The sequence below is a fragment of the Micromonospora sp. NPDC023966 genome, assembly GCF_040639095.1.
GTDB lineage: Bacteria > Actinomycetota > Actinomycetes > Mycobacteriales > Micromonosporaceae > Micromonospora.
This window is the reverse complement of record NZ_JBEZZJ010000008.1, coordinates 33,336-54,670: the sequence shown is the minus strand read 5'-3', so window position 1 is coordinate 54,670 and position 21,335 is coordinate 33,336. Positions and strand designations below refer to the sequence as shown.

The following is a 21,335-nucleotide window of genomic DNA, read 5'->3' as shown; positions in this document are numbered from 1 at the left end:
CTTCGCGATGGGGGTGCTTCCGCGCCGGCGGTGACGCGACGGGCACGGTCAGCAGCTGCGGAGAAAGCGATCCAGAACCCGCACGCCGAACTGTAGTCCGTCCAGCGGAACCCGCTCGTCGATGCCATGGAACAGGCCGGAGAAATTGAGGTCGGCGGGCAGCCGCAGCGGCGCGAAGCCGAAGCAGCGGATGCCGAGCTGGGAGAACGCCTTGGCGTCGGTGCCGCCGGAGAGCATGTACGGCACCGGGCGGGCGCCCGGGTCCTCGGCGCGCAGCGCCGCGGACATGGCCTCGACCAGGTCGCCGTCGAAGGTGGTCTCCAGGGCGGGCTGGCGCTGGATGTACTCGATGGCGATGTCCGGCCCGACCAGCTCGCGCAGCTGCCGCTCCAGCAGCTCGCTCTGACCGGGCAGGCTGCGGCAGTCGATGGTGGCGGTGGCCCGGCCCGGGATGACGTTGTCCTTGTAGCCGGCGGCCAGCCGGGTCGGGTTGGCGGTGTTGCGGATGGTGGCGCCGATGATGTTGGCGATCGGGCCGAGCTTGGCGATCGCGGTCTCCGGGTCGTCCGGGTCGATCTCGATGCCGAGGACGTCGGAGACCTCCGCGAGGAACGCCCGTACGGTGTCGGTCAGCACCACCGGGAACCGGTGCCCGCCGATCCGGGCGACCGCCTCGGCGAGCGCCGTGACGGCGTTGTCGTCGTGCACCATCGAGCCGTGGCCGGGGCGGCCCTTGGCGTGCAGGCGCAGCCAGTCGATGCCCTTCTCGGCGGTCTCGATGAGGTAGAGCCGCCGGGACTCGTCCACCGAGTAGGAGAAGCCGCCGACCTCGCCGATCGCCTCGGTGCAGCCGTCGAAGAGGTGGCGGTGCCGCTTGGCGAGGAAGTGCGCGCCGTAGTCGCTGCCGGCCTCCTCGTCGGCGGTGAAGGCGAGCACGATGTCCCGGGACGGGCGGACCCCGGTGCGCTGCCAGCCGCGGACCACGGCCAGCACCATCGCGTCGAAGTCCTTCATGTCGATCGCGCCGCGGCCCCACAGGTAGCCGTCGCGGATCTCGCCGGAGAACGGGTGCACCGACCACTCGTCGGGGTCGGCGGGCACCACGTCGAGGTGGCCGTGCACGAGCAGCGCGTCCCGGCCCGGGTCGGTGCCGGGGATCCGGGCGACCAGGTTGGCCCGGCCCGGCGCGGACTCGAGGAGTTCCGCGTCGATGCCGACCTCGGCGAGCTTTTCGGCGACGTACTCCGCGGCGCGACGCTCCCCGACGCTGGTGTCGTTGTCCCCGGTGTTGGTGGTGTCGATGCGCAGCAGGTCGCGGCAGAGGTCCACGACCTCGTCGGTGGGGTCGGGTCGGGCGGAGGCGGCGTCGCTCGTCATCGCTTCTTCATACCAGTCGGCCCGGCCGCCGGTCGGCCCCGGTGGGGGCGCGGTTTCGCGGATCGCGCGGGCGGGTACCGCCGGACCGCCACGCCCGTCGATCCGGGCCACCTGAGGAGGGCACCATGACCGTCCCCCTGCCGCCGCTGCCGCCCGCCGCCGACGACGCGTACCGGCCGGGCGGCCGGAGCCTGGCCGACCTCGTGGACCGCGAGCACCGCGCGCTGCTCGGGCTGGCCGGGCAGGTCACCGAGCCGGGCCTGGACGCGGCGCGCCGCCGCGAGGTGCTGGACGTGCTGACCGCCGCGGTGTCCCGGCACCTCTCCGCCGAGGAGCAGTATCTCTTCCCGGCCGCCCGGGCGGCGGTGCCGGACAGCGTCGAACTGGTGGAGCGGGAGATCGAGGCGGACGCCGCCCTGTTGACCGCGCTGAAGGGACTGTCCGGGCCGGACGACCCGGCGGTGGCCGACGTGGCCGACCGGGTGCGCCGGCACGTGAGCCGCGTCGCCGCGCTGATGACGCCGCTGCGCGAGGTGGCCAGCGACGCGGACCTGATCCGGCTGGGCAACCGGTGGCAGATCGCCGAGGAGGCGGCGCCGACCCGGCCGCATCCCGGCACCCCGGCCACCCCGCCCTGGAACAAGATCGTGGAGCCGGCGGTGGGCGTGCTGGACAAGGTGCGCGACGTGGTCACCGGGCGCCGGACCCGGCTGTCTGACCTGGAGCGACCCCGCGACGCCTGAACCCTGGCCCATACAGCTATACCGATGCCGGAGAGCCCTTCCGCCGACCCGCTCGGTGGTCCTACCGTCACCGTATGAATCTGGAGCTGCGACACCTGCGGGTGGTCTGCGCGATCGCGGAGACGGGGAGCGTCACCAAGGCCGCCTCGACGCTCGGCCTGGCCCAGCCGGCGCTGACCGCCCAGCTCCAGCGCATCGAGCGGGCCCTCGGCGGGCCGCTGTTCGAGCGGGACCGCCGGGGCGCCCGGCCCACCGCGCTGGGCGAGCTGGTGCTGGACCGGGCGCGGGTGCTGCTGCCGGCCATGAAGGGCCTGCAGGACGAGGCGGCCCGGCTGGCCGGGGCGGGCGACCTGCTGAGCCGCTACCGGTTCGGCGGGGTGAACAGCCCGATCCTGGGCCGGCTGGTGCACCGGCTCGCCGCCGAGCGCCCCGACGTGCAGATCAGCACGTACGCGTCCTGGTCGGTGGACGAGCTGGCCCAGCTGGTGGCCGGCGGGCGGCTCGACTTCGCGCTCACCGGAGTGTGCGGGGACGCCACCCCGTCCGCGGAGTCGGGGCTGAGCTGGCGGGAGGTGGCCGTCGACCCGGTCTTCGTGCTGCTGCCGCAGACCCATCCGATGGCCGACCGCGACGAGGTGAGCCTGGTCGACCTGCGCCGCGAGCAGTGGGTGGCCGCGCCCGGGGACGGTTGCTTCGGCGACTGCTTCGCGGCCGCCTGCGCCCGGGCCGGATTCACCCCGCGCAAGGTCTACGAGGCCGATGTGCGGGCCTGCCTGGACCTGGTGGACGCGGGCGAGGGGGTGGCGCTGTGCCAGGCCACCTTCCGGCCGGTGGCCGGGCTGGTGACCCGCCGGCTGGCCGGGACACCGCTGCGCTGGCGGCTGCTGCTCGGCTGGCACCCGGACGCCCCGGCGGCCCGGGTCGCCGAGCCGGTGCTGGAGACGGCGGTGGCGGCCTACACCGACGCGCTGGCCAACCACCCGGACTACCTGGCCTGGCTGCTGGCCCACCCGGACTTCGGCGCGCAGCCGACCACGGCGAGCGGGGTGCGAACCGCCTGAGCGCGGGTATCTGCCCGGCATGACTGATCTGTACCCCGCCGCCGACCAGCGGGAGCTGCTGCGCCAGGCGGCCGCCGCGCACACCGCCGCTTCCGCCGACCTGGAGGCGTTCCTGCGCCGGTTGCCGGAGGTGCCCGAGCCGGCCGACATCACCGAGTACGCCAACCTGCTCACCCGGGAGGAGCGGGCCCGCGGCGACCGGCAGGACGCGGCCGACGCCGCCGGACTGCAACTGCCCAGCATGGAATCCGAGTAACCGGCCGACGGCGACGGCACCCGGGAGCAGAATCCCGGGCGCCGTCGCGTCGTGCCGTCAGCGTTCGACCAGGACCGCGCGGGGCGCGGCCAGCGTTCGGCCAGGACCGCGCGGGCGCGCGGTCAGCGTTCGATGAGGACGTCGTGGCCGAGGTCGAGCAGGGAGTGCCGCCACTCGTCGTCGGCGTTGCCCCGGCTCGGTTTCGCCGCGGTCAGCTCCCGGATCCGATCGATGGCGTTCCGCATCACCTCGATGTCGTCCGGGGTGAGGTCGACCTTCCGCTTGGTGAGCACCTGGAGGATCCGCCGCCCCGGCTCGGGCAGGTCCAGGTCGGGGTTCGGGCCGAACGCCTCCTCCCCCGAGCCCCGGGTGAGCAGCCACCGCCGCAGCTGCTCGGAGGGGACGTTCACCTCGGCATGGAAGTCGTCCCAGATCACCTCGACCTCGGGGTCGAGTCGCGCCTCGCGTACCATCACGCCTCCTCTCCCGACGGCGACCCGGACGGCGTCTGGTCGCCCTCGCCCTTGTCGGTGTCCTGCTTCAGGCCCTCCGGCGGCACCTTGACCCGGGCCGGGTTGGCCGTCGGGGGCGCGACGATGGGTTCGGTGCGTTCGGTGTCCTCGCGGGTCTCCTCGGGTTCGGTCATGTCCGCCCTCCGATCCGTCGGGGCTCGGGCGTCTTCCCTCATCGCGGATGGGACGTCGCCGCGGCCGTGTACCCGCGGTCGCTGGCGCCCACCTCGATGGCGAGCTGGCCGTCCCGCGCGTCGACGGTGACCTGCTGGCCAGGCGAGATCTCGTTCTCCAGCAGCATCCGGGAGAGCCGGTTGTCGACCTCGCGCTGGATCACCCGGCGCAGCGGCCGGGCGCCGAACTCGGGCTGGTAGCCGTGCTCGGCCAGCCAGTCCACCCCGGCGGTGGTGAACTCGATTCGGATGTCCTGGGCGTGCAGCCGGCGGCGGGTCTCCTCCAGCAGCAGCCCGGTGATCTGGCGCAGCTGCTCGGCCTCCAGCCGCTGGAAGATGATCACCTCGTCGATCCGGTTGATGAACTCGGGCCGGAAGTTCTCCTGGAGGCGGCGCATAAGCCGCTCCCGGAGTTCGCTGGTCTCCTGCTCGCCGGGTTCGCCGGCGCCGAAGCCGACGGTGCGCTGGGTGCCGGTGATCAGCTCCGAGCCGAGGTTGCTCGTCATGATCAACACGGTGTTCTTGAAGTTCACCGTGCGCCCCTGGCTGTCGGTGAGCCGGCCGTCGTCGAGCACCTGGAGCAGGATGTTGAACACGTCCGGGTGGGCCTTCTCGATCTCGTCGAGCAGCACCACCGCGTACGGGCGGCGGCGCACCGCCTCGGTGAGCTGGCCGGCCTCCTCGTAGCCGACGTACCCGGGGGGCGCGCCGACCAGCCGGCTGACGGTGTGCCGCTCCTGGAACTCGCTCATGTCGACCCGGACCATCCGGTCGGCCTCGCCGAACAGCGCCTCGGCGAGGGCCCGGGCCAGCTCGGTCTTGCCGACGCCGGTGGGGCCGAGGAAGAGGAAGCTGCCCATCGGCCGGTTCGGGTCGGCCAGCCCGGTACGCGAGCGGCGCACGGCCTCGGCCACGGCGCTGACCGCCTCGTCCTGGCCGACCACCTTCTCGTGCAGGTGCCCCTCAAGGCGCAGCAGCCGGTCCCGTTCCTCCTCGGTGAGCTGGTTGACCGGGATGCCGGTGGCCCGGGAGACCACCTCGGCGATCTCCTTCGGCCCGACCTCGGGCACGTGGTTGGGGCCCTCGTCGCCGCGGGCGCGGCGGACCTGGTCCTCCAGCTCGGCGAGCCGGTCGCGCAGCGTGGACGCCCGCTCGTACTGCTCGTCGGAGACGGCCTGCTCCTTGTTCCGGCGTACCTCGTCGAGCTGTTGCTCCAGGTCGCGCACGTCGGCGGCCGGGGTGCGGGTGCGCAGCCGGACCCGGGCGCCGGCCTGGTCGATCAGGTCGATCGCCTTGTCGGGCAGGTACCGGTCGGTGACATAGCGGTCGGAGAGTTCGGCGGCGGCGACCAGCGCCTCGTCGGTGAAGCGGACCTGGTGGTGCGCCTCGTACCGGTCACGCAGGCCGCGCAGGATGGCGACGGTGTCCTCGACGGTGGGCTCGGGGACCAGCACCGGCTGGAACCGGCGGGCCAACGCGGCGTCCTTCTCGATGCTCTTGCGGTACTCGTCCAGCGTGGTCGCGCCGATCACCCGCAGCTCGCCGCGGGCCAGGGCGGGCTTGAGCATGTTGGACGCGTCCATGCCGCCCTCGCTGCCGGCGCCGCCCGCGCCGACCAGGGTGTGGATCTCGTCCAGGAAGACGATCAGCTCCTCGCGGTGGGCGCGGATCTCGTCGATCACCTTCTTGAGCCGTTCCTCGAAGTCGCCACGGTAGCGGGTGCCGGCGACCAGGCCGGCCAGGTCGAGCTGGATGACCCGCTTGCCGATCAGCGTCTGCGGGACGTCGCCGTCGCAGATCCGCTCGGCGAGCCCCTCCACGATGGCGGTCTTCCCGACGCCGGCCTCGCCGATCAGCACCGGGTTGTTCTTGGTCCGCCGGGACAGGATCTCCACGGCCTGCTCGATCTCGTCGGCCCGGCCGATCACCGGGTCGATCTGGTCCATCCGGGCCAGGTCGGTGAGGTCCTGGCCGTACTGGTCGAGGGTGGGGGTGCCCCGGTCGGGCTTCGGGCCGGCGCCCGGGCCGCGCTCGGCGCTGGCCGCCTGGAGCGACTCGGGCTGGATCCGCCCGGCGGCGAGCATCCGGCCGGCCGGCGACTCCGGGTTGAGCGGCAGGGCCATCAGGATGTGCTCGGGGCCGATGTAGTTGGCGCCCATGGCCCGGGAGAGCTGGTGCGAGTCGAGCAGCGCCCGCTTGGCCGCCGGGGTGAGCGACAGGTTCGGCGGCACCTCCCCCTGGGGCGCCCCTTCACCGCGCCCGCCGAGCGCGTTGACCAGCGCGTCCGGGTCGGCGCCGGCCCGGCGGACCAGGTCACGCAGCGGCTCGCGCTGCAACGCCGCCCACAACAGGTGGTCGGTGTCCAGGTCGTTGCTGTGCTTCTGGGCCGCGCGGCGGGCCGCGTCGGCCAGCATCTCCCGCGCGTCGGCGGTCATCAGCCGGGTGATGTCGACCCGGTGCGCCGGCCGGCGTCCCCCCTCGCCCCGCCCGAAGTACCGGGCCAGGAATTCGTCCCACGGGTCGTTGCCGAAGTCACCGGGTCCCATCATCTCTGTCCTCCGCAGTCGGTCGGCACGGCCGCCGGGGCGCGACAAGGCGCGGCACGGTCGGCGGTGGCTACCCGGCGGTCGGCGCGGCAAACGCGGGTGGGTGGCACGCTGGGGGCATGGAGACCAGACCGCTGCTGATCGTCGACGGCGCGAACGTGGTCGGCTCGCGGCCGGACGGCTGGTGGCGGGACCGGGCCGGGGCGGCCGCCCGGCTGCGGGACAGGCTGGTGCCCCTGGTGGAGGCGGGCGTGCCGCCGGAGCTGCCGCCGCCGGTGGAGGTGGTGCTGGTGGTGGAGGGCGCGGCCCGGGGCGTCCCGGCGGTGCCCGGGGTCGCCGTGGTGTCCGCGCCGGGCTCCGGCGACGACACCATGGTCGAGCTGGTCGCGGCCACGCCGGACCGCCGCCGGCTGGTGGTCACCGCTGACCGGGAGCTGCGGGCCCGGGTGGGCGCGCTCGGGGCCGAGGTGTACGGACCGCGCTGGCTGCCCCGCTGACCGGTCTCCGGGACGCCGGCGCGTCCCGTGGACGGGACCCGAGGGTTCGCCGCCGGGACCGACCGGTACCGCACACAGCGCCTTTGCGCACGTCAGGGCGGTAATCGGACAGCCGGGCACGAACGCCGCGAGGGCGGATGTTCGCCCACCCGTCGGGATGGGTTGTAATGGAGATCTCCCCGCCCCCAGGAGGTCCCCGTGGCGAGCGTCGCCGAGCTGAAGGCAGCCATCGATGTGGCTCTCCAGCAGATAGCAGACGGGCAGACCGCGGTGCAGGCGGCCGGCGAGAAGCTGGCCGAGGCGCAGCAGACCCTGGCCGGCGCGCTGGAGGGCAGCGGCCACGAGACCGTCGACGCGGCCCAGGCCTCGCTGACCCAGGCCAGCCAGGAATTGGAGGAGTGTCTCGCCGCCACGCTGGTGGCGGTCGAGCAGGCGCAGCTCTACGTCTCGACCCTCTGAGGAACGGTCGTGTCCATCATCGAGGACATCGGCGCCCAGGTCCGGGCCGCCGCCGAGGAACTGCCCCTGGCCCAGCTCGCCGCCGCCCTGGAGAAGTTCGGCCAGGCCACCGAGCGGCTGCGCTGGGTGCGCCAGGAGTCGGCCGACCCGATGGGGGTGCCGGAGCTCTCCGCGGCGACCGAGCACGCCGAGACCGCCGGCTACGCGCTGCGCGTGGCGCAGGAGCAGCTGTCGGCGTACCTGGCCGCGATCGGGCTGGCCGCCGACGGGGCGCCCGCGCCGAAGGCCACGGACCGCCGGCCGAGGCACGACGCGGCCCGCGGCGAGGTGGCGCCCCCGGCACCGGACGCCGCCGCGGCACGGGACGACCAGCCGGCGGTGCGGCGCTGGTGGGCCGTGCGGGTGGCGGAGCTGACCGGCGGCCGGGAGGGCCCGCCGGACGAGCCGGACGAGCGGGTCGAGGACTCCCGCGAGCTGCTGCGCCGGGTAGTGACCGGGATCCGCGCCGGCGACCGGGACCGGCTGCACCGCGAGCTGCGCCGGGCGCACGCCGACATCGGGCTGGGGCTGGCCGCGATCGCCCCGCCGATGCTGCGCGGCCTGGCCGGCGAGCTGCTCGGCCACCCGCCGCGCGCCGACGACCTGGGCCGGCTGCGCCGGGAGCTGGACGGGCGGGTCCGCGACCTGCTGCCCGGGTTGCCCCCGCCGGTGCTGGACACCCTGCTCACCCGGGTCTGCCGGATGCCCCCGCCGCGCCGGGCCGACGACCAGGAGCAACCGCACGCCGCCGACCCGGCGGTCACCGCCGGGGTGGTCACCGGGGTGCTGCTCGACCGCCTCGGCCGGGACCTGCCGAAGGACACCGGGGATCGGGAGCCGTCCCGTGGTTGACGTCCGCGCGCAACTGGTGACGCGGGTCCGGGGGATGCTCTCCGAGGCCCTGGGCGCCACCCGGAACCGGCTCGCCGCCGCCGACGCCGACCTGACCGCCGGCCGGGAGCGGCTGGCCCGGGTGCGGCGCGCCGCCGCGGCCGTACCCGAGCGGGTGGGCGCGCAGCGGGACCGGCGGCTCGCCGAGATCGACGCCCGGCACGCCGCCCGGATCGCCGAGCTGGCCCGCCGCGCCGCCGACGCCGCCGGGCGGGAGGCCCCGGGCGCGGCGTCCACGCCGTGGGACCGCTGGCAGGCCACCCCCGCCGGCCGGGCCGAGCCACCCGGCGCGGTCCGGGTCGGCACGGTACGCATCCCCGGCGCCGAGCCGGTGCCGGCGCTGGTCCCGCTGCTCGACGCCGGGCACGTACACCTCAACGGCAGCGACCGGGAGGGCGTCGCCGCGGTGGTGCCCGCGCTGCTGCTGCGCTCGGTCGGCCGGGCCGACCCCGGCGCGGTCCGGCTCTTCGGGTACGACCCGGAGCACCTGGGCGGCGGGCTGGCCGGGTTCGCCCCGCTCGGCACCGCCGGGCTGCTCACCTTCGTCGGCCCCGGCGGCCTGGGCCGGCTGCTCGACGACCTGGTGGAACAGATCCGCCGGATCAACGAGACCGTGCTGGCCGGCGAGTACGGGTCGCTGCGCGAGCTGGCCGCCGCGACCGGCCGGCGCCCGGAGCCGTGGCGGGTGGCGGTGCTGCTCGGCGGCGACGAGCTGTCCCGGCACGAACGCGGCCAGCTGGACCGGGTGACGCGTACCGGGGCGGCCTGCGGCGTGCACCTGGTGGTCCGCGGCATCGACCTGCCCGACGGTCCGACCGTCACCCGGCTCGTGGTGGACCCGGACGACGCCCGGATCGGCGGCCTGCCGGTGGTGCTCGACCCGCCGCCGCCCGCCGGGCTGGTCACCGAGACCTGCCGCACGGTGGCCTCCCGGGTCAACGCCGGTCCGCCGCCGGCGCCCTTCACCGACCTGCTCCCCCCGCCCGGGGACTACTGGCGGGAGGACTCGGCGCACGGGCTGACCGCGCCGATCGGCGACGGCCCGCACGGGCGGCCGGTGCTGCTCACCCTCGGCGACTACCCGCCGCACGCGCTGATCGGCGGCCCGTCCGGCACCGGCAAGACCAACCTGATCTTCGCCTGGATCGGCGCGCTGGCCGCCCGCTACTCCCCCGCCGAGCTGGAGTTCTACCTGCTCGACTTCAAGGAGGGGGTGTCCTTCGCCCGGTTCGCCCAGGGCCGGCGGGACCCGAGCTGGCTGCCGCACATGCGGCTGGTCGGGATCAACGTGAACACCGACCGGGAGTTCGGCCTGGCGCTGCTGCGGTTCCTCGCCGAGGAGCTGCGCCGCCGGGCCGACGCGGCGAAGAAGCACGAGGTCACCAAGCTGGCGGAGCTGCGCGCGGTGGACCCGACCGGGCACTGGCCGCGGATCGTGGCGGTGGTCGACGAGTTCCAGGCGCTGCTCGCCGGCCGGGACGTGATCGCCCGGGAGGCCGCCGACCTGCTGGAGGACCTGGCCCGGCGCGGCCGGTCGCAGGGCATCCACCTGGTGCTCGCCTCGCAGGACGTGCGCGGCATCGAGGCGCTGTGGGGGCGACCCGCCCTGGTCGCCCAGTTCACCCTGCGCATCGCGCTGCCCAAGGCGCTGCGCATCCTGGCCGAACGCAACGATGCGGCCCAGTCGCTGCCCCGGCACCACGCCGTGGTCAACGCCGAGTCGGGCCTGGCCGAGGGAAACGAGGTGGCCCGCGTCCCGTCGGCGAGCGACTGGGAGACGTGGAGCGAACTCCAGCACCGGCTGTGGCGGATGCGCCCGCAGGACGCGGCCCCGGCCCGGCTCTTCGACGGCGACGCGATCCCGAAGCTGGCCGAGGCGCCCGACTTCCGCGCGCTCACCGCCCCGGAGCAGGGGGTGCCGCGCACCCCGGCGGCGCTGCTCGGCGAGATCATCGACGTGCAGGCCCGCTCGGCGGCGCTGCGGCTGCCCCGGGCCCCCGGGCGGAACCTGGCCGTGCTCGGCACCCGGGTCGACGAGGCGTGCGCCGTACTCGACGCCGCCGCCCGCTCGCTCGCCCGGCAGTACCAGCCCGGCACCGCCCGGTTCTCCATCGCCTGCCTCGACCAGGACGCCGACCCGGCCGCCCGCGCCCTCTACGAGGACCTGGCCGACGACGCCGCCTGGTACGACGAGGAAACGGTGCCGGAGCTGATGGCGGAGGTGGGCGACGCGCTCGGCGCCCCGGGCACCCCGCAGACCCCGCACTTCCTGCTGCTCTACGCGGTCGACGCGGCGGCCGGGCAGCTCGCCGGGAAGGCCGGCCGGCGGACCGGGCTGGAGCAGCTGCGCCGGATCCTGCACGACGGGCCGGAGCGGCGTACCCACGTGCTGGCCTGGTGGCGCGGAGTGGCCCGGATGCGCGTCGACCTGGGCGGGCCGGCGGCCCGGACCGACCAGATCGGCGCCTGGGTGGCGCTCGACGTGCAGGGCGCCGAGCTGGGCTCCTCGCTCTACCCGGGCACCGGCGGGCCGGACTGGTACCCCCGCCCGTGGCGGGGCCTCTACTTCGACCGGGCGGTGCACCGCACGGGACAGGTGATCATCCCTTATGGTCCCTCCCGATGAACGCACCGGTCTCCAGTGACACGTACACCGCCCAGATCCGCCGGCTGGCCGACCTGACCGCCCGGGTGGCCGCCCAGCGCGCCGAGGCGCACGGCTGGTACGCGCGGCAGGTCGCCGCCGCCGACCGGGCGGTGGCCGACGCCGCCGAACAGGTCCGGCGGGCCGAGGCGGAGGTGACCGAGGCGCAGCGGATGGTGGAGCGGGTCGACGCCGAGGTCGCCCACCTGTGGGGGCAGCTCCGGGCCCGGATCGGCGCCGGTAGGCGGCGGCTGGGAAACCCGCCCGGACCGGCCCCGGACGCCACCGGCGACCCGTTGCCGCTGCTGCACGGCGTACGCGAGCTGCTGGAGCGGACCCGGCAGCCGGGCGAGCTGCCCAGCTCGGCGAACCCGCTGCTGGTCGGCTGCGGGATCGGCGGCGCGCTGGTGGCGTACGCCCTCGGCGCGGGGGCGCGGGCGCTGGGCGCCGGCTCCGGTGGGGACCTGGCGGTCGGCATGCCGGTGCTGGCGCTGGTGGTAACGCTGCTCGGCCCGCTGGTCGGGTTGGCGCCGGCCCGCCTGCTCGCCGACCGCCGGCACGCCGTGCTGACCCCCCGCCCGATCATCCTGGTCGCCGCCGCCGGCCTGGCGACCACCGCCCTCCTGCTGACCCTCACCTTCACCCGCTGACCCGGGGTTGGGGGTCAGGCCGGGGTGAGGACGGCTTCCTTGAGGAGGCGGCGGGCCAGGACCAGGCGGTCGGCGTCGTCGTCCAGGCCCGGTAGGTCGCCGACCCGGGTGACCTCGCCGGCGAGCAGCGCGCGCAGCGCCGGCTCGCAGGTGCCGGGCAGAGTCACGGTGCGGTCGAACAGGCGCAGCGCCACCTTCCCGTCCCCGGCCGGGGTGAGCTGCCAGCGCAGGCCGGCCCGGGGCGCGACCCGGCTGTCCGCGTCGAGGGTGGCCAGGGCGGCGGCCTGGGCGAGAGGCCGGATCGGCGCCGGGCGGGCGGCGGGCCAGGCCCGGGCGCGCAGCCGCGCGGCCACCGCGGCCGGGTCGGCCCGCAGCAGCCAGTCGCGCAGCGCCTCCACGGTCTCGGTCAGCTCGGGCTCGATGGCGTCCGGGTCGGCCACGTCGACGCCGAACGGCAGCCCGGCCCGCAGCCGGGCGTCCTCGGCGGCGAGGGCCAGCAGCTCCTCGACCAGGGCGTACCGGGTCAGCGCCCGGATGCCGACGGTCAGGTGCAGCGAGCTGGACTCCTGCGCCTGGGCGCTGTGCAGCCAGCCGCGCGGCAGGTAGAGCGCGTCGCCGGGTTCGAGCACCACGTCCAGCGCGGGCCGGCCCTCGGCGGTGGCGGCCACCTCGTCGGCCCGGCCGCCCCAGGGCTGCTTCTCGAGCGGGTCGGGCAGCACGGGCGGGTGGATCCGCCAGTGCTTGCGCCCGTCGACCTGGAGCACGAACACGTCGTGGGTGTCGTAGTGGGTGGCGAAACCCTGGCTGCCGGCCGGCGTCAGGTAGGCGTTGACCTGCAGCGGCTGGGCCAGCGCGGTGCCCAGGTCGCGGGCGAAGTCGACCAGCGCCGGCCAGGTCCGGTGCAGGCCCTGGAGGACCAGGGTCGCGCCGTCGGCGTACAGGGCCAGGATCTTCTCGTCGAGGACCTGGTCGTCGATCTCGGCGCCCGCGCCGCCGCCGCCGGTCCAGCGCGCCGCCGGCACCAGCTGGCCGTCCTTGGCGACCCGCAGGAACGGGGTACGCAGGCCGCGCCGGCTGAGCAGCTCATCGGCGTCGGCGGGGCTGAGCAGGTCGGTGAAGCCGGCCGTGTTGGGGAGCTCGGCCGCCCGGGACAGCAGCGGGCTGCGCCCCCAGTGGTCGGCGGCGAACTTGGCCGGCTCGACGGCCACGCAGCGCGCGAGGGCCTCGGTCGCGGAAGACGCAACCGCCGGGCGGCTGCGGCCGCCCGGCGGGTCGAGGTGCGTCATGGCCATCCGTCAGGCGCTGCCGTCGGCGCCGCCGTCGCGCTGACCGGGGGTCGCGCCGCCGTCGGCCGGACCCTCGGCGCTGCCGTCCGCGCCGCCGTCGTGCTGCCCCGGGGTCGCGCCACCGTCGGCCGGGCCCTCCGCACCGCGGTCGGCACCCTGGTCGGCGCCGCGCTCCGCGCCGCGGTCGGCACCGCCGTCGGCGCCACCGTCCTGCTGGCCGGGGGTCGCGCCACCGTCGGCCGGACCCTCGGCACCGCCGCCGCTGGTGGTCTGCATGTCGTCGTCGTTGAGTGCCATGGGTCTCCCTCGGTGTGCCGCCCCGTCGTCGGGGTCCGTGTGCAGCGGGTGGTACCCCACGCCCGATCTCCTCTAACCACACCGTAGACGCCGGGGCCCGGCCGCACGGACGGTTCGCCGGGCCCCCGGCACAGGTCACCCGTTGCGGCAGGTCACGCCGTCGCGCCCCGGTCGGCGCGGACCCGCCGGGCGGCGGGCGGCCGCGTCCGGTGCCAGGATGGCGGGAAGGGATCACGCGGGAAGGGGGTGGCCGTGGGGCAGCCGGAGCCGTTGACGCCGCTGGCCGAGGACTGGCAGCGGGCGCTCGCCGTGGTGGCCCACCCGGACGACCTGGAGTTCGGCGCGGCCGCCGCGGTGGCCCGCTGGACCGGGCAGGGCAAGCAGGTCGTCTACTGCCTGCTCACCAGCGGCGAGGCGGGCATCGACGGGATGCCGCCGGAGCGCAGCCGGGTGCTGCGGGAGGAGGAGCAGCGGGCCTCCGCCGCCGTGGTCGGGGTGGACACCGTGGAGTTCCTGGGCTTCCCCGACGGGCTGCTGGAGTACGGGGTGGCGCTGCGCCGCGAGATCGCCGCGGTGGTGCGCCGGCACCGCCCGGACATCGTGCTCACCAACAACTTCCGGGACACCTGGGACGGCGCGTACGCGCTCAACCAGGCCGACCACATCGCCTGCGGCCGCGCCACCCTGGACGCGGTCCGCGACGCCGGCAACCGGTGGATCTTCCCGGAGCAGCTCGCCGAAGGGGTGCAGCCGTGGTCGCGGGTCCGCGAGGTGTGGGCGGCCGGCTCCCCGCAGGCCCGGCACGGGGTGGACGTGACCGCCACCTTCGACCGCGGGGTGGCGTCGCTGCGGGCACACGGGGCGTACCTGAGCGGGCTCGGCGACGGCGATTTCGACGCCGAGGAGTTCCTCGAGGGGCTGGCCCGGCCGGCCGGCACCCGGCTGGGCGTCCGCTACGGGGCCGCCTTCGAGGTGTTCCGGATCGACCTCGCCTAGGCGGCCGCGATGATCCTGGTGGGCACCTCGGGCTGGCAGTACCGGGACTGGCGGGAGCGCTTCTACCCGGCGAAGCTGCCGCAGCGGCTCTGGCTGGAGCACTTCGCGGCGCGGTTCGCCACGGTCGAGGTGAATAACGCCTTCTACCGGCTGCCTGAACGGGACACCTTCGTGGCCTGGCGGGACCGCACGCCGGACGACTTCTGCGTGGCGGTGAAGATGAGCCGCTACCTCACCCACATCAAGCGGCTGCGGGACCCGGCCGAGCCGGTGGCCCGCTTTCTGGACCGGGCCACCGGGCTGGGCGACCGGCTGGGCCCGGTGCTGGTGCAGCTTCCACCCACCATGCGGGCCGATCCGGCGGCCCTGGACGCGACGCTGCGGCTGTTCCCGCCGGATGTCCGGGTGGCGGTCGAGCCGCGGCACCCGTCCTGGTGGACCGACGGCACCCGGCGTGTCCTGGAGCGCCACCGGGCGGCGCTGGTCTGGGCGGACCGGCTCAGCCGCCCGGTCGCTCCGCTGTGGCGCACCACCGACTTCGGCTACCTGCGGCTGCACGAGGGCCGGGCCCGGCCCTGGCCCCGCTACGGTCGCGCCGCGCTGGCCACCTGGGTGCGCCGGCTGGCCACCGCCTTCCCGGCCGGCGAGCCGGCGTACGTCTACTTCAACAACGACCCGGGCGGGGCGGCGATCGTGGACGCGGTGGCCTTCGCCGGGCTGGCCCGGCGGGCCGGGCTGCCGGTCACCCGGACGCCGCCGGCCCGCCCCGCCGGAGTGGCGGAGCGGGCCGGGGACGGCTCCGGTCAGGGAATCAGCTGACCCAGGTCCTGCGGCATGTTGGACTTCACGTCCTGCCACTCGCCCTGCGTCACGTGCCGGCGCAGGGTGTCGAGCACCACCTGCACCACCCGCTGCGGACCGCCCTCCACGTCGTACGGGAAGCCCTGGCGGACCTCGTAGAGGAAGTCGTCGCGGTTCAGCTTGATCGGCACGTTCTCCGGCTGCCAGCCGTCGAAGTAGATGCCCCGCAGCAGCACCGGCAACTGTTGGGCGAACTCGGTGCTCTCCTGCACCGGCATCCGGTCCCGCAACAGGTGCAGCACCGTGCGCAGCGCCGCGTAGGACTGGTTGCGCTGCTCCTTCGGCCAGCCGTACGCCGACTCGATCTCCTTGAGGATCACGTTCGTCTTGTCCAGCGAGGACTCGAACGCGGAAATCAGCTGCTCAGCCATCTGCCCACCCCCGTGCATCGGTTTCCCAACGTCGGTCGTCGGTGCGTCCCGGCGGCCCACTGGGCCCCCGCCAGAGCCGGGTCGGGCTGAACCGACCGGGCCGCTCGCCCCGCCGGGGCAGGTCGGACCTGCCGACCACGTGCAGCACCCCGCCGCGGCGTCGATCCGCTACGACCCGCACCGTCATGACCCCACCTCCTCCTCGGGCGCGCGGTCGTGTCGGTCGACGGACCGCGCACACCGTCCATGCTGCTCAGGCATCGGGTGAGGCGGCCTCACCCCGGGCGGGTGAACCGTCAGCCGGCGTCGAGCAGACCCGCCAGGGTGGTCGCGTTGCGCTGCGCGTAGTCGCGGTAGCAGTTGTTCATCAGCACGTGGTTCCGCTCGGCCTCACCGGCCAGTTCGCGCAGCTTCGGCGCCCAGTCACGCAGCTCCCGGTCGGAGTAGTCGTAGCCGAACTTTTCGTGGATGTCCTTGCTGGTCCATTTGTCGCTGTGCCCGTGGAAGCGGACCACCGCGAGGTCCGCGGTGGCCGCCAGCACCGGGGGCACGGACGACTTGTGCCCCTGCGGCATGTCCACGCAGACGAACGGCAGTTCATGCTGCCGCAGGAAACCCAGCGTCTCCTCGGCGTTGTCGCCGTCGAACCAGGAGGCGTGCCGGAACTCGAAGACCGGCCGCAGCGGTTCGCGCCGCCGGGCCACCTCCAGCAGGTACTGCTTGTTGTCCCGCCGGATGGTGAACCACGGCGGGAACTGGAACAGGATGGCGCCCAGCTTGCCGGCCTCGACCAGCGGGTCGAGGGCGGACAGGAAGCGGGTCCAGACCTCCTCGTACGCCTGCGGCGGCAGGTCGTCCGGGTAGAGGTTCTTCTTCTCCGTCTCGGGGCGCAGGTCCTTGTAGAGCGCGGACACCCGGGTCGGGTGTCCGGTCAGCAGGCTGAACGCCTTGACGTTGAAGGTGAAGCCGGGTGGGGTGCGCTCCACCCAGAGCTGCGCGGTCCGCTCGGCCGGCGGCGAGTAGTAGGTGGCGTCCACCTCGACCAGCGGGAACTGCCGGGCGTAGTAGGACAGCCGCTTCTCCGGTGTGTCGGCGCCGGCCGGGTACCAGCCGGAGTCGAGCAGGGTCCGGTCGGTCCAGGAGGCGGTGCCCACCTTGATGTCACCCATCTGGCGAGTCCACCGCTACCGGGACCGACCGGCAACCCGGGCCTCGCTCAGGCCGCCCGCCGCTCGCGGGTCTGCTTGCAGGACACGCAGGAGGTGGCGGACGGGAAGATCTCCAGCCGCTCCACCGGGATCGGCGCGGAGCAGCCCTCGCAGAAGCCGTAGGTGCCCTCGTCGAGCCGGGTGAGCGCGTGCTCGAACTGGGCGCGCCGGTCCAGGATGGTGCGCAGCAGGGACTGGGCGGTGTCCCGCTCGGCGGTCTTGGTGCCGCTGTCGGCCTGGTCGTCGCCGGCGGTGTCGCCGACCTCGACCAGCCGGAGCACCTGGCTCTGCAGCACGGCCTGCTCGTACTCCGCGGTCAGCTCGTCGTACCGCGACTTCAGGGACTGCCGGATCTGGTCGACCTCCGCCTGGGAGCGGCCCGTGGCTGTCGTGTCGTGGACGAGCATCGCTGCCTGCCTTTCCTGGGGCCTCATACCGGTCCGGGGCGGCGAGCGCCCCGGAACGTGGTCCGATGGATGCACGGACGAGATCACCCGTGCTCTGTGAGCCGGGCGATTACCCGCCCGCTGCGCGGGTCAAACCGGGGACTTCCGCGTTCTTCGTCGCCGTTCGTGCGCTGTTGCGCCGCCGGACCGTCCCCGTCCGGGCCGGCCCGGCGCCGGTCGTCCGGAACGCGCTGTTCGTCCGGAGTCAGCCGACCTCGACCAGGGCGGGGTGCCGGGGGTCGTCGGCGCGGACCACCACGTCGGCGAAGGAGGCCGGGTCGACCTCGTCGGCGTACCGGGCGAAGGCGGGCAGGGTCCAGCGCAGCTCCGGGTCGGTCCGCCGGTGCAGGGCTGCCGGGGAGAGCACCAGGTGGACGGCGACGTCGAACGGCAGGCCGCCGCCGAGCAGCAGCGCGCCACTGACCAGGACCACCCCGCCGGGCGGCAGGTCGACGTACGGGGCGCGGCTGGCCCGGTCGGCGGCGGCGTCCCAGAGGGACGGGAGCAGCCGCCCCGAGCCGTCCGGGCCGGCCGGGTCCAGCACCTCCCGGCGCAGGCCGGCCTCGTCGACCCAGCCCTCGTAGTAGGCGTCCGGGTTGGTCCGGCCGTGCTCCAGGCGGATCGACGCCGGCCGGAGGAAGTCGGCGGCCCGGACGTGCAGCACCGGGCGGCCGGCGGCACGCAGCGGCTCGACCAGGGCGGCGGCGAGGGCGTCCGGCTCGGCGGCCGGCGGCCCGTCCACGGCCACCCGCAGCCGGCCGGGCACGGCGGCGCCGGCGAGCCGGTCGGTCAGCTCGGTGACGAGAAGCTCGGGCGTGATGGGGCGGACGCGCATCCGACCATCCTGCCCGGCGGGCGGGACGGCTCACCACGCGATCTGCCGGGCGGTCGGGGCTCCGTCCGGAGGAGGATCGGCACGTGGTGGCCGGACCCGGTGGCGTCAGCCGGTGCGGTCGATGGTGACCCGGGCGTCGTCGGCGAGCCGGTAGCCGACGCCGTAGACGGTGGTGACCAGCGGGACGTCCACCCCGACCTTGCCGCGCAGCCGGCGCACGTGCACGTCGACGGTGCGGACGCCGGCGTGCTCGTACCCCCAGACGGCATTGAGAAGTTGCAACCGGGTGAACACCCGGCGGGGGTGGGCGACGAGATGCAGCAGCAGGTCGAACTCCAGCCGGGTCAGCGGCAGCGGCTCTCCGTCGCGCAGCACGGACCGGGACGCGGCCAGGATGTGCAGGGTCGGGATGGTCGGCGCGAGCGGACGCCCCGGGGAGCGGCCGGCCGGCACCGGATCGGGGCGGCGCTCGACCGGGGCGGTGCCGGTGCTGATCACCGCGTCGCCGCGTTCGAGCAGCTCACGGGCGGCGTCGAGCAGCCGGCGGGCGGCCGGGGTGAGCGACTCCTCACAGGCCAGCGGGATGTTCAACGTCACCGTGAGCATCGGCGCCGAGGTGTTGGCGGGACGCCGCTGGCCGCCGGGGGGACGACCCGGAACCGCGGGTTGGGACGTATGCCATCCGGCGCGCGACGAGGCGGGGCTGACCGACATGGTCCTCCTTGGCTGGTCCGGGTATCTCCCCACGGCCCGGGACGCCGCTTCATCGATGCTTCCCGGCGCCTGTGCGGGGGTCAAGGGGCGGCTGCGTTGCATGAATGTGACAATTGACGAACACATCGGAGCCGGTTGCTCGCTCTCCGTACGAGGCCCGTTGATTACAGCAGAGCGGCGAGTTGACCCGTTACGGGGGGTCCCTGACCGGTTCACAATGGCCGGTGCCCGGCCGGGTGGCCCGGAAACGTGAACGCGGCGCACCCGGGATCCGGGTACGCCGCGCACCGGCCGGCGGGCCTCAGCGCTTGCGGTCCACCACGATCCGGGCCTCGTCGGCGAGCCGGTAGCCGATGCCGTAGACGGTGGTCACCAGCGGTGTGTCGACGCCCAGCTTGGCCCGCAGCCGGCGTACGTGGACGTCCACGGTGCGGGCCACCGCGTGCTCGTAGCCCCAGACGTTGGCGAGCAGTTGCCGCCGTGTGAACACCCGCCGGGGATTTTCGGTGAGGAAGAGCAGCAGGTCGTACTCGATCCGGGTGAGGGTCACCTCGGCGCCGTCGTGCCGGACCCGGCGGGTGCCGGTCAGGATGCGTACCGCGCCGGGCTCCTCGGCCTCGGCGGGCGGCTCCGGCGGCGCGTCGGCGCGGCGCAGGTCGTGCACCGCGCCGGCGGCCTGGTGCTCGGCGGGCCGGAGCACGCCCTCGCCGGACGTGGCGAGTTCGTCCAGCAGGTCGACCAGCCGGGCCAGGCCGGGCGTCAGCGCGCCGGCGCCCAGGTCGAGGGTGATGGTCAGGGTCGGGGCGGTACGCGGCCGGGGCGGCGCCGCCCGCTCGGGACGGCCCGGCCGGGCCGGACGGGAGGAGATGGCGACGACGGACATGGGGGCCTCCTGTGCGAGCGGTCGCCCCGCCCCACCGGGTGCGGCGGGGCGGTCAGCGGAGCGCCCGGCCGGCGGTGACCGGGGGCGCGGCGGACGAGGGTCGGAGCGGTGGGATGGGGCCGAGGGTGGGCAGGCCGGCGATGCGCCAGGCGGCGAAGCCGCCGGCCACGTCGGTGGCCCGGTGCAGGCCGAGGTCCTGGAGGGCGGCGGCGGCCAGCGACGAGGTGTAGCCCTCCTGGCAGAGGACGATGACCGGCACGTCGTAGTCGACGGCCTGGGGCAGCCGGGTCGGGCAGCGCGGGTCGAAGCGCCACTCCAGGACGTTGCGCTCGACGGCGAGGGCGCCCGGCACGGTGCCGTGCGCGGCGCGCTGGCCGGCCGGCCGGATGTCGACCAGCAGCGCCCCGCCCCGGACCGCCAGGTGGGCCTGCTCGGGGTCGAGCCGGCGCAGCCGGGCGCGGGCGGCGGCGAGGGTCTCGTCGATGCCGCGCGAGCCGGGTGGCGGGACCGGACAGCTCCCGGTGCGGGTGGGGGTCTGCGCCATCGTGGCGTCCTTCCGTGTGGCGGGGGTCGGGCACGGGAGTGCGGGCCGGTTCACCAGGCGATCCCGGCCTCGGCCACCTCGGCGACCAGGAGCCGCCCGGCGGCGAGGCGGTAGCGGGTCATCCGGCGCAACGCGGGCCGGTAGACGTGCACGCTGACCGCCGGCTGGTCACCGCGGTTGGTGACCACGTGCACGTGTCGGGGGCCGAAGCGCCGGCCGGCGCCGGCGGCGAGCCGATGTGGGCGCAGCCGGCCGCCGCTGACGGTCTCCTCGGTGAGGGCGCCGGCGACGACCAGGAAGGCCCCCGAGGAGCCGCCGTGGTCGTGCAGGTCGGTGCCCTGCCCGGGCAGCCAGCTCAGCGCCCACACCTCGTGCTCGGCGTCGGCGGCGAGCCGCGCGTACCACCGCTCGGCGCGGTCGAAGCGCAGCGGCACCGGCCAGCGGGCCGGGTCGGCCCAGCGGTCGGCGACGTCGAGCAGGTCGGAGGGCTCGGAGCTGGTCATCGGCGGGGCATCCTCACGGTACGGAAGCGTGCGTGCCCTTCACTATAGGCTTCAAACCCTATAGGTTTAGTAGGTAATTTTGAATGCTGGGACGACCGGGGCCGCCCCTCGGGAGGTCAGCGCAGTAAGGGCGGGCCCACCCGGTAGCCGGGGACCGAGGGCCAGCGCACGGTGAGCACCACCGACTCGCGCTCGGCGTACCAGGAGTGGTCCACACCCCGGCCCCAGACCACGTAGTCGCCGGGGGCGCGCAGCACCACGGTCCGGTCCGGCAGCTCGATCCGGAACGCGCCGCTGATCAGCACCAGCAGGGCGGTGCGCCGCTCGCCGGTGGCCCATCGCGAGCGGGTCTCCCCGGCCGGGTGCACGCCCCACTTCACCTCGACCTCGGTGCTGTGCCGGACGTCGCCCAGCGGCTTGAAGTGGCCCAGCAGCCAGCCCGCGTCGGTCGCCCCGTCCACCGCCGCGTTGCCGACGTACACCCGATCGTCCATCCACGCCTCCCCTGCCGGCTCGGCAAGCTACCACCCCCGACGGGCGGCG

The 21,335-nt window shown here is 75.2% G+C and carries 25 protein-coding genes; 10 read left to right on the top strand and 15 right to left on the bottom strand.

Features of this window, described 5'->3' with window-relative positions; all coding sequences use genetic code 11:
* Window positions 1-48: 48 nt before the first annotated feature.
* Entirely contained in the window at window positions 49-1,377 is a 1,329-nt protein-coding gene (locus AB0F68_RS13825; RefSeq protein WP_357336615.1) for a M20/M25/M40 family metallo-hydrolase, read from the bottom strand.
* Between the two features lie 125 nt (window positions 1,378-1,502).
* On the opposite strand from AB0F68_RS13825, the gene AB0F68_RS13820 reads away from it, so the two are divergent.
* The 3 genes from AB0F68_RS13820 to AB0F68_RS13810 all read left to right on the top strand — a co-directional run bounded on the left by AB0F68_RS13820 (window position 1,503) and on the right by AB0F68_RS13810 (window position 3,437).
* Window positions 1,503-2,120, top strand: a complete 618-nt coding sequence (locus AB0F68_RS13820) for a hemerythrin domain-containing protein (protein ID WP_357336612.1) — start codon at window positions 1,503-1,505, stop codon at window positions 2,118-2,120.
* Window positions 2,121-2,194: 74 nt separating this feature from the next.
* Window positions 2,195-3,181 (top strand): LysR family transcriptional regulator, encoded by a 987-nt coding sequence (locus AB0F68_RS13815; RefSeq protein ID WP_357336610.1) that lies wholly within the window; start codon window positions 2,195-2,197, stop codon window positions 3,179-3,181.
* Between the two features lie 19 nt (window positions 3,182-3,200).
* The gene (locus AB0F68_RS13810; RefSeq protein WP_189194473.1) at window positions 3,201-3,437 is read left to right on the top strand and encodes a hypothetical protein; all 237 of its coding nucleotides are present in this window, start codon (window positions 3,201-3,203) and stop codon (window positions 3,435-3,437) included.
* A gap of 122 nt (window positions 3,438-3,559) precedes the next feature.
* On the opposite strand, the gene AB0F68_RS13805 is transcribed toward AB0F68_RS13810, so the two are convergent.
* Genes AB0F68_RS13805 through AB0F68_RS13795 form a run of 3 tightly spaced genes read right to left on the bottom strand, consistent with a single transcriptional unit; the run spans window position 3,560 to window position 6,671 of the window.
* On the bottom strand, window positions 3,560-3,910 hold the full coding sequence (locus AB0F68_RS13805; RefSeq protein WP_357336608.1) for a DUF3140 domain-containing protein: 351 nt from the start codon (window positions 3,908-3,910) through the stop codon (window positions 3,560-3,562).
* On the bottom strand, window positions 3,910-4,083 hold the full coding sequence (locus AB0F68_RS13800) for a hypothetical protein (RefSeq protein ID WP_355637695.1): 174 nt from the start codon (window positions 4,081-4,083) through the stop codon (window positions 3,910-3,912). The genes AB0F68_RS13805 and AB0F68_RS13800 overlap by 1 nt, the downstream gene beginning before the upstream one ends.
* A gap of 38 nt (window positions 4,084-4,121) precedes the next feature.
* On the bottom strand, window positions 4,122-6,671 hold the full coding sequence (locus AB0F68_RS13795) for an ATP-dependent Clp protease ATP-binding subunit (RefSeq protein WP_357336604.1): 2,550 nt from the start codon (window positions 6,669-6,671) through the stop codon (window positions 4,122-4,124).
* A gap of 116 nt (window positions 6,672-6,787) precedes the next feature.
* On the opposite strand from AB0F68_RS13795, the gene AB0F68_RS13790 reads away from it, so the two are divergent.
* The 5 genes from AB0F68_RS13790 to AB0F68_RS13770 all read left to right on the top strand — a co-directional run bounded on the left by AB0F68_RS13790 (window position 6,788) and on the right by AB0F68_RS13770 (window position 11,848).
* Window positions 6,788-7,165: a hypothetical protein gene (locus tag AB0F68_RS13790; protein WP_357336601.1), complete on the top strand. Its 378-nt coding sequence runs from the start codon at window positions 6,788-6,790 to the stop codon at window positions 7,163-7,165.
* A 198-nt stretch (window positions 7,166-7,363) separates the two neighbouring features.
* The gene (locus AB0F68_RS13785) at window positions 7,364-7,624 is read left to right on the top strand and encodes a hypothetical protein (protein WP_357336598.1); all 261 of its coding nucleotides are present in this window, start codon (window positions 7,364-7,366) and stop codon (window positions 7,622-7,624) included.
* Between the two features lie 9 nt (window positions 7,625-7,633).
* On the top strand, window positions 7,634-8,515 hold the full coding sequence (locus AB0F68_RS13780; RefSeq protein ID WP_357336594.1) for a hypothetical protein: 882 nt from the start codon (window positions 7,634-7,636) through the stop codon (window positions 8,513-8,515).
* Window positions 8,508-11,180, top strand: a complete 2,673-nt coding sequence (locus AB0F68_RS13775; RefSeq protein ID WP_357336592.1) for an FtsK/SpoIIIE domain-containing protein — start codon at window positions 8,508-8,510, stop codon at window positions 11,178-11,180. Before AB0F68_RS13780 ends, AB0F68_RS13775 begins: the two co-directional genes overlap by 8 nt.
* Window positions 11,177-11,848 (top strand): hypothetical protein, encoded by a 672-nt coding sequence (locus tag AB0F68_RS13770; protein ID WP_357336590.1) that lies wholly within the window; start codon window positions 11,177-11,179, stop codon window positions 11,846-11,848. The genes AB0F68_RS13775 and AB0F68_RS13770 overlap by 4 nt, the downstream gene beginning before the upstream one ends.
* A gap of 14 nt (window positions 11,849-11,862) precedes the next feature.
* Here AB0F68_RS13770 and AB0F68_RS13765 read toward each other — a convergent pair whose 3' ends face one another.
* Together AB0F68_RS13765 and AB0F68_RS13760 are read right to left on the bottom strand one after the other, a co-directional pair.
* Complete coding sequence (locus AB0F68_RS13765) at window positions 11,863-13,134, bottom strand: cupin domain-containing protein (RefSeq protein WP_357336993.1); 1,272 nt, start codon at window positions 13,132-13,134, stop codon at window positions 11,863-11,865.
* 9 nt (window positions 13,135-13,143) lie between these two features.
* Window positions 13,144-13,431, bottom strand: coding sequence for a hypothetical protein (locus tag AB0F68_RS13760; RefSeq protein ID WP_357336588.1), 288 nt, complete (start codon window positions 13,429-13,431; stop codon window positions 13,144-13,146).
* 252 nt (window positions 13,432-13,683) lie between these two features.
* Here AB0F68_RS13760 and AB0F68_RS13755 point away from each other — a divergent pair, with 252 nt between their 5' ends.
* Both AB0F68_RS13755 and AB0F68_RS13750 read left to right on the top strand, forming a co-directional pair.
* Complete coding sequence (locus AB0F68_RS13755; protein WP_357336585.1) at window positions 13,684-14,427, top strand: PIG-L deacetylase family protein; 744 nt, start codon at window positions 13,684-13,686, stop codon at window positions 14,425-14,427.
* Window positions 14,428-14,436: 9 nt separating this feature from the next.
* A complete protein-coding gene (locus AB0F68_RS13750; RefSeq protein WP_357336583.1) occupies window positions 14,437-15,246 on the top strand; it encodes a DUF72 domain-containing protein in 810 nt (269 codons plus the stop codon).
* Here AB0F68_RS13750 and AB0F68_RS13745 read toward each other — a convergent pair.
* From AB0F68_RS13745 to AB0F68_RS13705, 9 genes are all read right to left on the bottom strand, one after another.
* Entirely contained in the window at window positions 15,231-15,659 is a 429-nt protein-coding gene (locus AB0F68_RS13745; protein WP_357336581.1) for a DUF2267 domain-containing protein, read from the bottom strand. The two genes, AB0F68_RS13750 and AB0F68_RS13745, sit on opposite strands and share 16 nt — an antisense overlap.
* A 296-nt stretch (window positions 15,660-15,955) precedes the next feature.
* Window positions 15,956-16,828 (bottom strand): DUF72 domain-containing protein, encoded by an 873-nt coding sequence (locus AB0F68_RS13740; RefSeq protein ID WP_357336579.1) that lies wholly within the window; start codon window positions 16,826-16,828, stop codon window positions 15,956-15,958.
* Window positions 16,829-16,875: 47 nt separating this feature from the next.
* Window positions 16,876-17,274 (bottom strand): TraR/DksA C4-type zinc finger protein, encoded by a 399-nt coding sequence (locus AB0F68_RS13735; RefSeq protein WP_357336577.1) that lies wholly within the window; start codon window positions 17,272-17,274, stop codon window positions 16,876-16,878.
* 244 nt (window positions 17,275-17,518) lie between these two features.
* Window positions 17,519-18,148, bottom strand: a complete 630-nt coding sequence (locus tag AB0F68_RS13730; RefSeq protein WP_357336574.1) for a uridine kinase — start codon at window positions 18,146-18,148, stop codon at window positions 17,519-17,521.
* Window positions 18,149-18,253: 105 nt separating this feature from the next.
* Complete coding sequence (locus AB0F68_RS13725) at window positions 18,254-18,862, bottom strand: winged helix-turn-helix domain-containing protein (protein ID WP_357336572.1); 609 nt, start codon at window positions 18,860-18,862, stop codon at window positions 18,254-18,256.
* A gap of 301 nt (window positions 18,863-19,163) precedes the next feature.
* A complete protein-coding gene (locus AB0F68_RS13720; RefSeq protein ID WP_357336989.1) occupies window positions 19,164-19,658 on the bottom strand; it encodes a winged helix-turn-helix domain-containing protein in 495 nt (164 codons plus the stop codon).
* Window positions 19,659-19,797: 139 nt separating this feature from the next.
* Complete coding sequence (locus AB0F68_RS13715) at window positions 19,798-20,289, bottom strand: rhodanese-like domain-containing protein (RefSeq protein WP_357336570.1); 492 nt, start codon at window positions 20,287-20,289, stop codon at window positions 19,798-19,800.
* 50 nt (window positions 20,290-20,339) lie between these two features.
* Window positions 20,340-20,792, bottom strand: a complete 453-nt coding sequence (locus tag AB0F68_RS13710; RefSeq protein ID WP_357336568.1) for a cysteine dioxygenase family protein — start codon at window positions 20,790-20,792, stop codon at window positions 20,340-20,342.
* Between the two features lie 116 nt (window positions 20,793-20,908).
* Window positions 20,909-21,286, bottom strand: coding sequence for a signal peptidase I (locus tag AB0F68_RS13705; protein WP_357336565.1), 378 nt, complete (start codon window positions 21,284-21,286; stop codon window positions 20,909-20,911).
* Window positions 21,287-21,335 lie beyond the last annotated feature (49 nt).

Bases quoted from the DNA above. Each gene is read 5' to 3' on its own strand.
- AB0F68_RS13825 (WP_357336615.1), bottom strand. From the start codon at position 1,377: ATGACGAGCGACGCCGCCTCCGCCCGACCCGACCCCACCGACGAGGTC.
- AB0F68_RS13820 (WP_357336612.1), top strand. From the start codon at position 1,503: ATGACCGTCCCCCTGCCGCCGCTGCCGCCCGCCGCCGACGACGCGTAC.
- AB0F68_RS13815 (WP_357336610.1), top strand. From the start codon at position 2,195: ATGAATCTGGAGCTGCGACACCTGCGGGTGGTCTGCGCGATCGCGGAG.
- AB0F68_RS13810 (WP_189194473.1), top strand. From the start codon at position 3,201: ATGACTGATCTGTACCCCGCCGCCGACCAGCGGGAGCTGCTGCGCCAG.
- AB0F68_RS13805 (WP_357336608.1), bottom strand. From the start codon at position 3,910: ATGGTACGCGAGGCGCGACTCGACCCCGAGGTCGAGGTGATCTGGGAC.
- AB0F68_RS13800 (WP_355637695.1), bottom strand. From the start codon at position 4,083: ATGACCGAACCCGAGGAGACCCGCGAGGACACCGAACGCACCGAACCC.
- AB0F68_RS13795 (WP_357336604.1), bottom strand. From the start codon at position 6,671: ATGATGGGACCCGGTGACTTCGGCAACGACCCGTGGGACGAATTCCTG.
- AB0F68_RS13790 (WP_357336601.1), top strand. From the start codon at position 6,788: ATGGAGACCAGACCGCTGCTGATCGTCGACGGCGCGAACGTGGTCGGC.
- AB0F68_RS13770 (WP_357336590.1), top strand. From the start codon at position 11,177: ATGAACGCACCGGTCTCCAGTGACACGTACACCGCCCAGATCCGCCGG.
- AB0F68_RS13765 (WP_357336993.1), bottom strand. From the start codon at position 13,134: ATGACGCACCTCGACCCGCCGGGCGGCCGCAGCCGCCCGGCGGTTGCG.
- AB0F68_RS13760 (WP_357336588.1), bottom strand. From the start codon at position 13,431: ATGGCACTCAACGACGACGACATGCAGACCACCAGCGGCGGCGGTGCC.
- AB0F68_RS13750 (WP_357336583.1), top strand. From the start codon at position 14,437: ATGATCCTGGTGGGCACCTCGGGCTGGCAGTACCGGGACTGGCGGGAG.
- AB0F68_RS13745 (WP_357336581.1), bottom strand. From the start codon at position 15,659: ATGGCTGAGCAGCTGATTTCCGCGTTCGAGTCCTCGCTGGACAAGACG.
- AB0F68_RS13740 (WP_357336579.1), bottom strand. From the start codon at position 16,828: ATGGGTGACATCAAGGTGGGCACCGCCTCCTGGACCGACCGGACCCTG.
- AB0F68_RS13735 (WP_357336577.1), bottom strand. From the start codon at position 17,274: ATGCTCGTCCACGACACGACAGCCACGGGCCGCTCCCAGGCGGAGGTC.
- AB0F68_RS13730 (WP_357336574.1), bottom strand. From the start codon at position 18,148: ATGCGCGTCCGCCCCATCACGCCCGAGCTTCTCGTCACCGAGCTGACC.
- AB0F68_RS13725 (WP_357336572.1), bottom strand. From the start codon at position 18,862: ATGTCGGTCAGCCCCGCCTCGTCGCGCGCCGGATGGCATACGTCCCAA.
- AB0F68_RS13715 (WP_357336570.1), bottom strand. From the start codon at position 20,289: ATGGCGCAGACCCCCACCCGCACCGGGAGCTGTCCGGTCCCGCCACCC.
- AB0F68_RS13710 (WP_357336568.1), bottom strand. From the start codon at position 20,792: ATGACCAGCTCCGAGCCCTCCGACCTGCTCGACGTCGCCGACCGCTGG.
- AB0F68_RS13705 (WP_357336565.1), bottom strand. From the start codon at position 21,286: ATGGACGATCGGGTGTACGTCGGCAACGCGGCGGTGGACGGGGCGACC.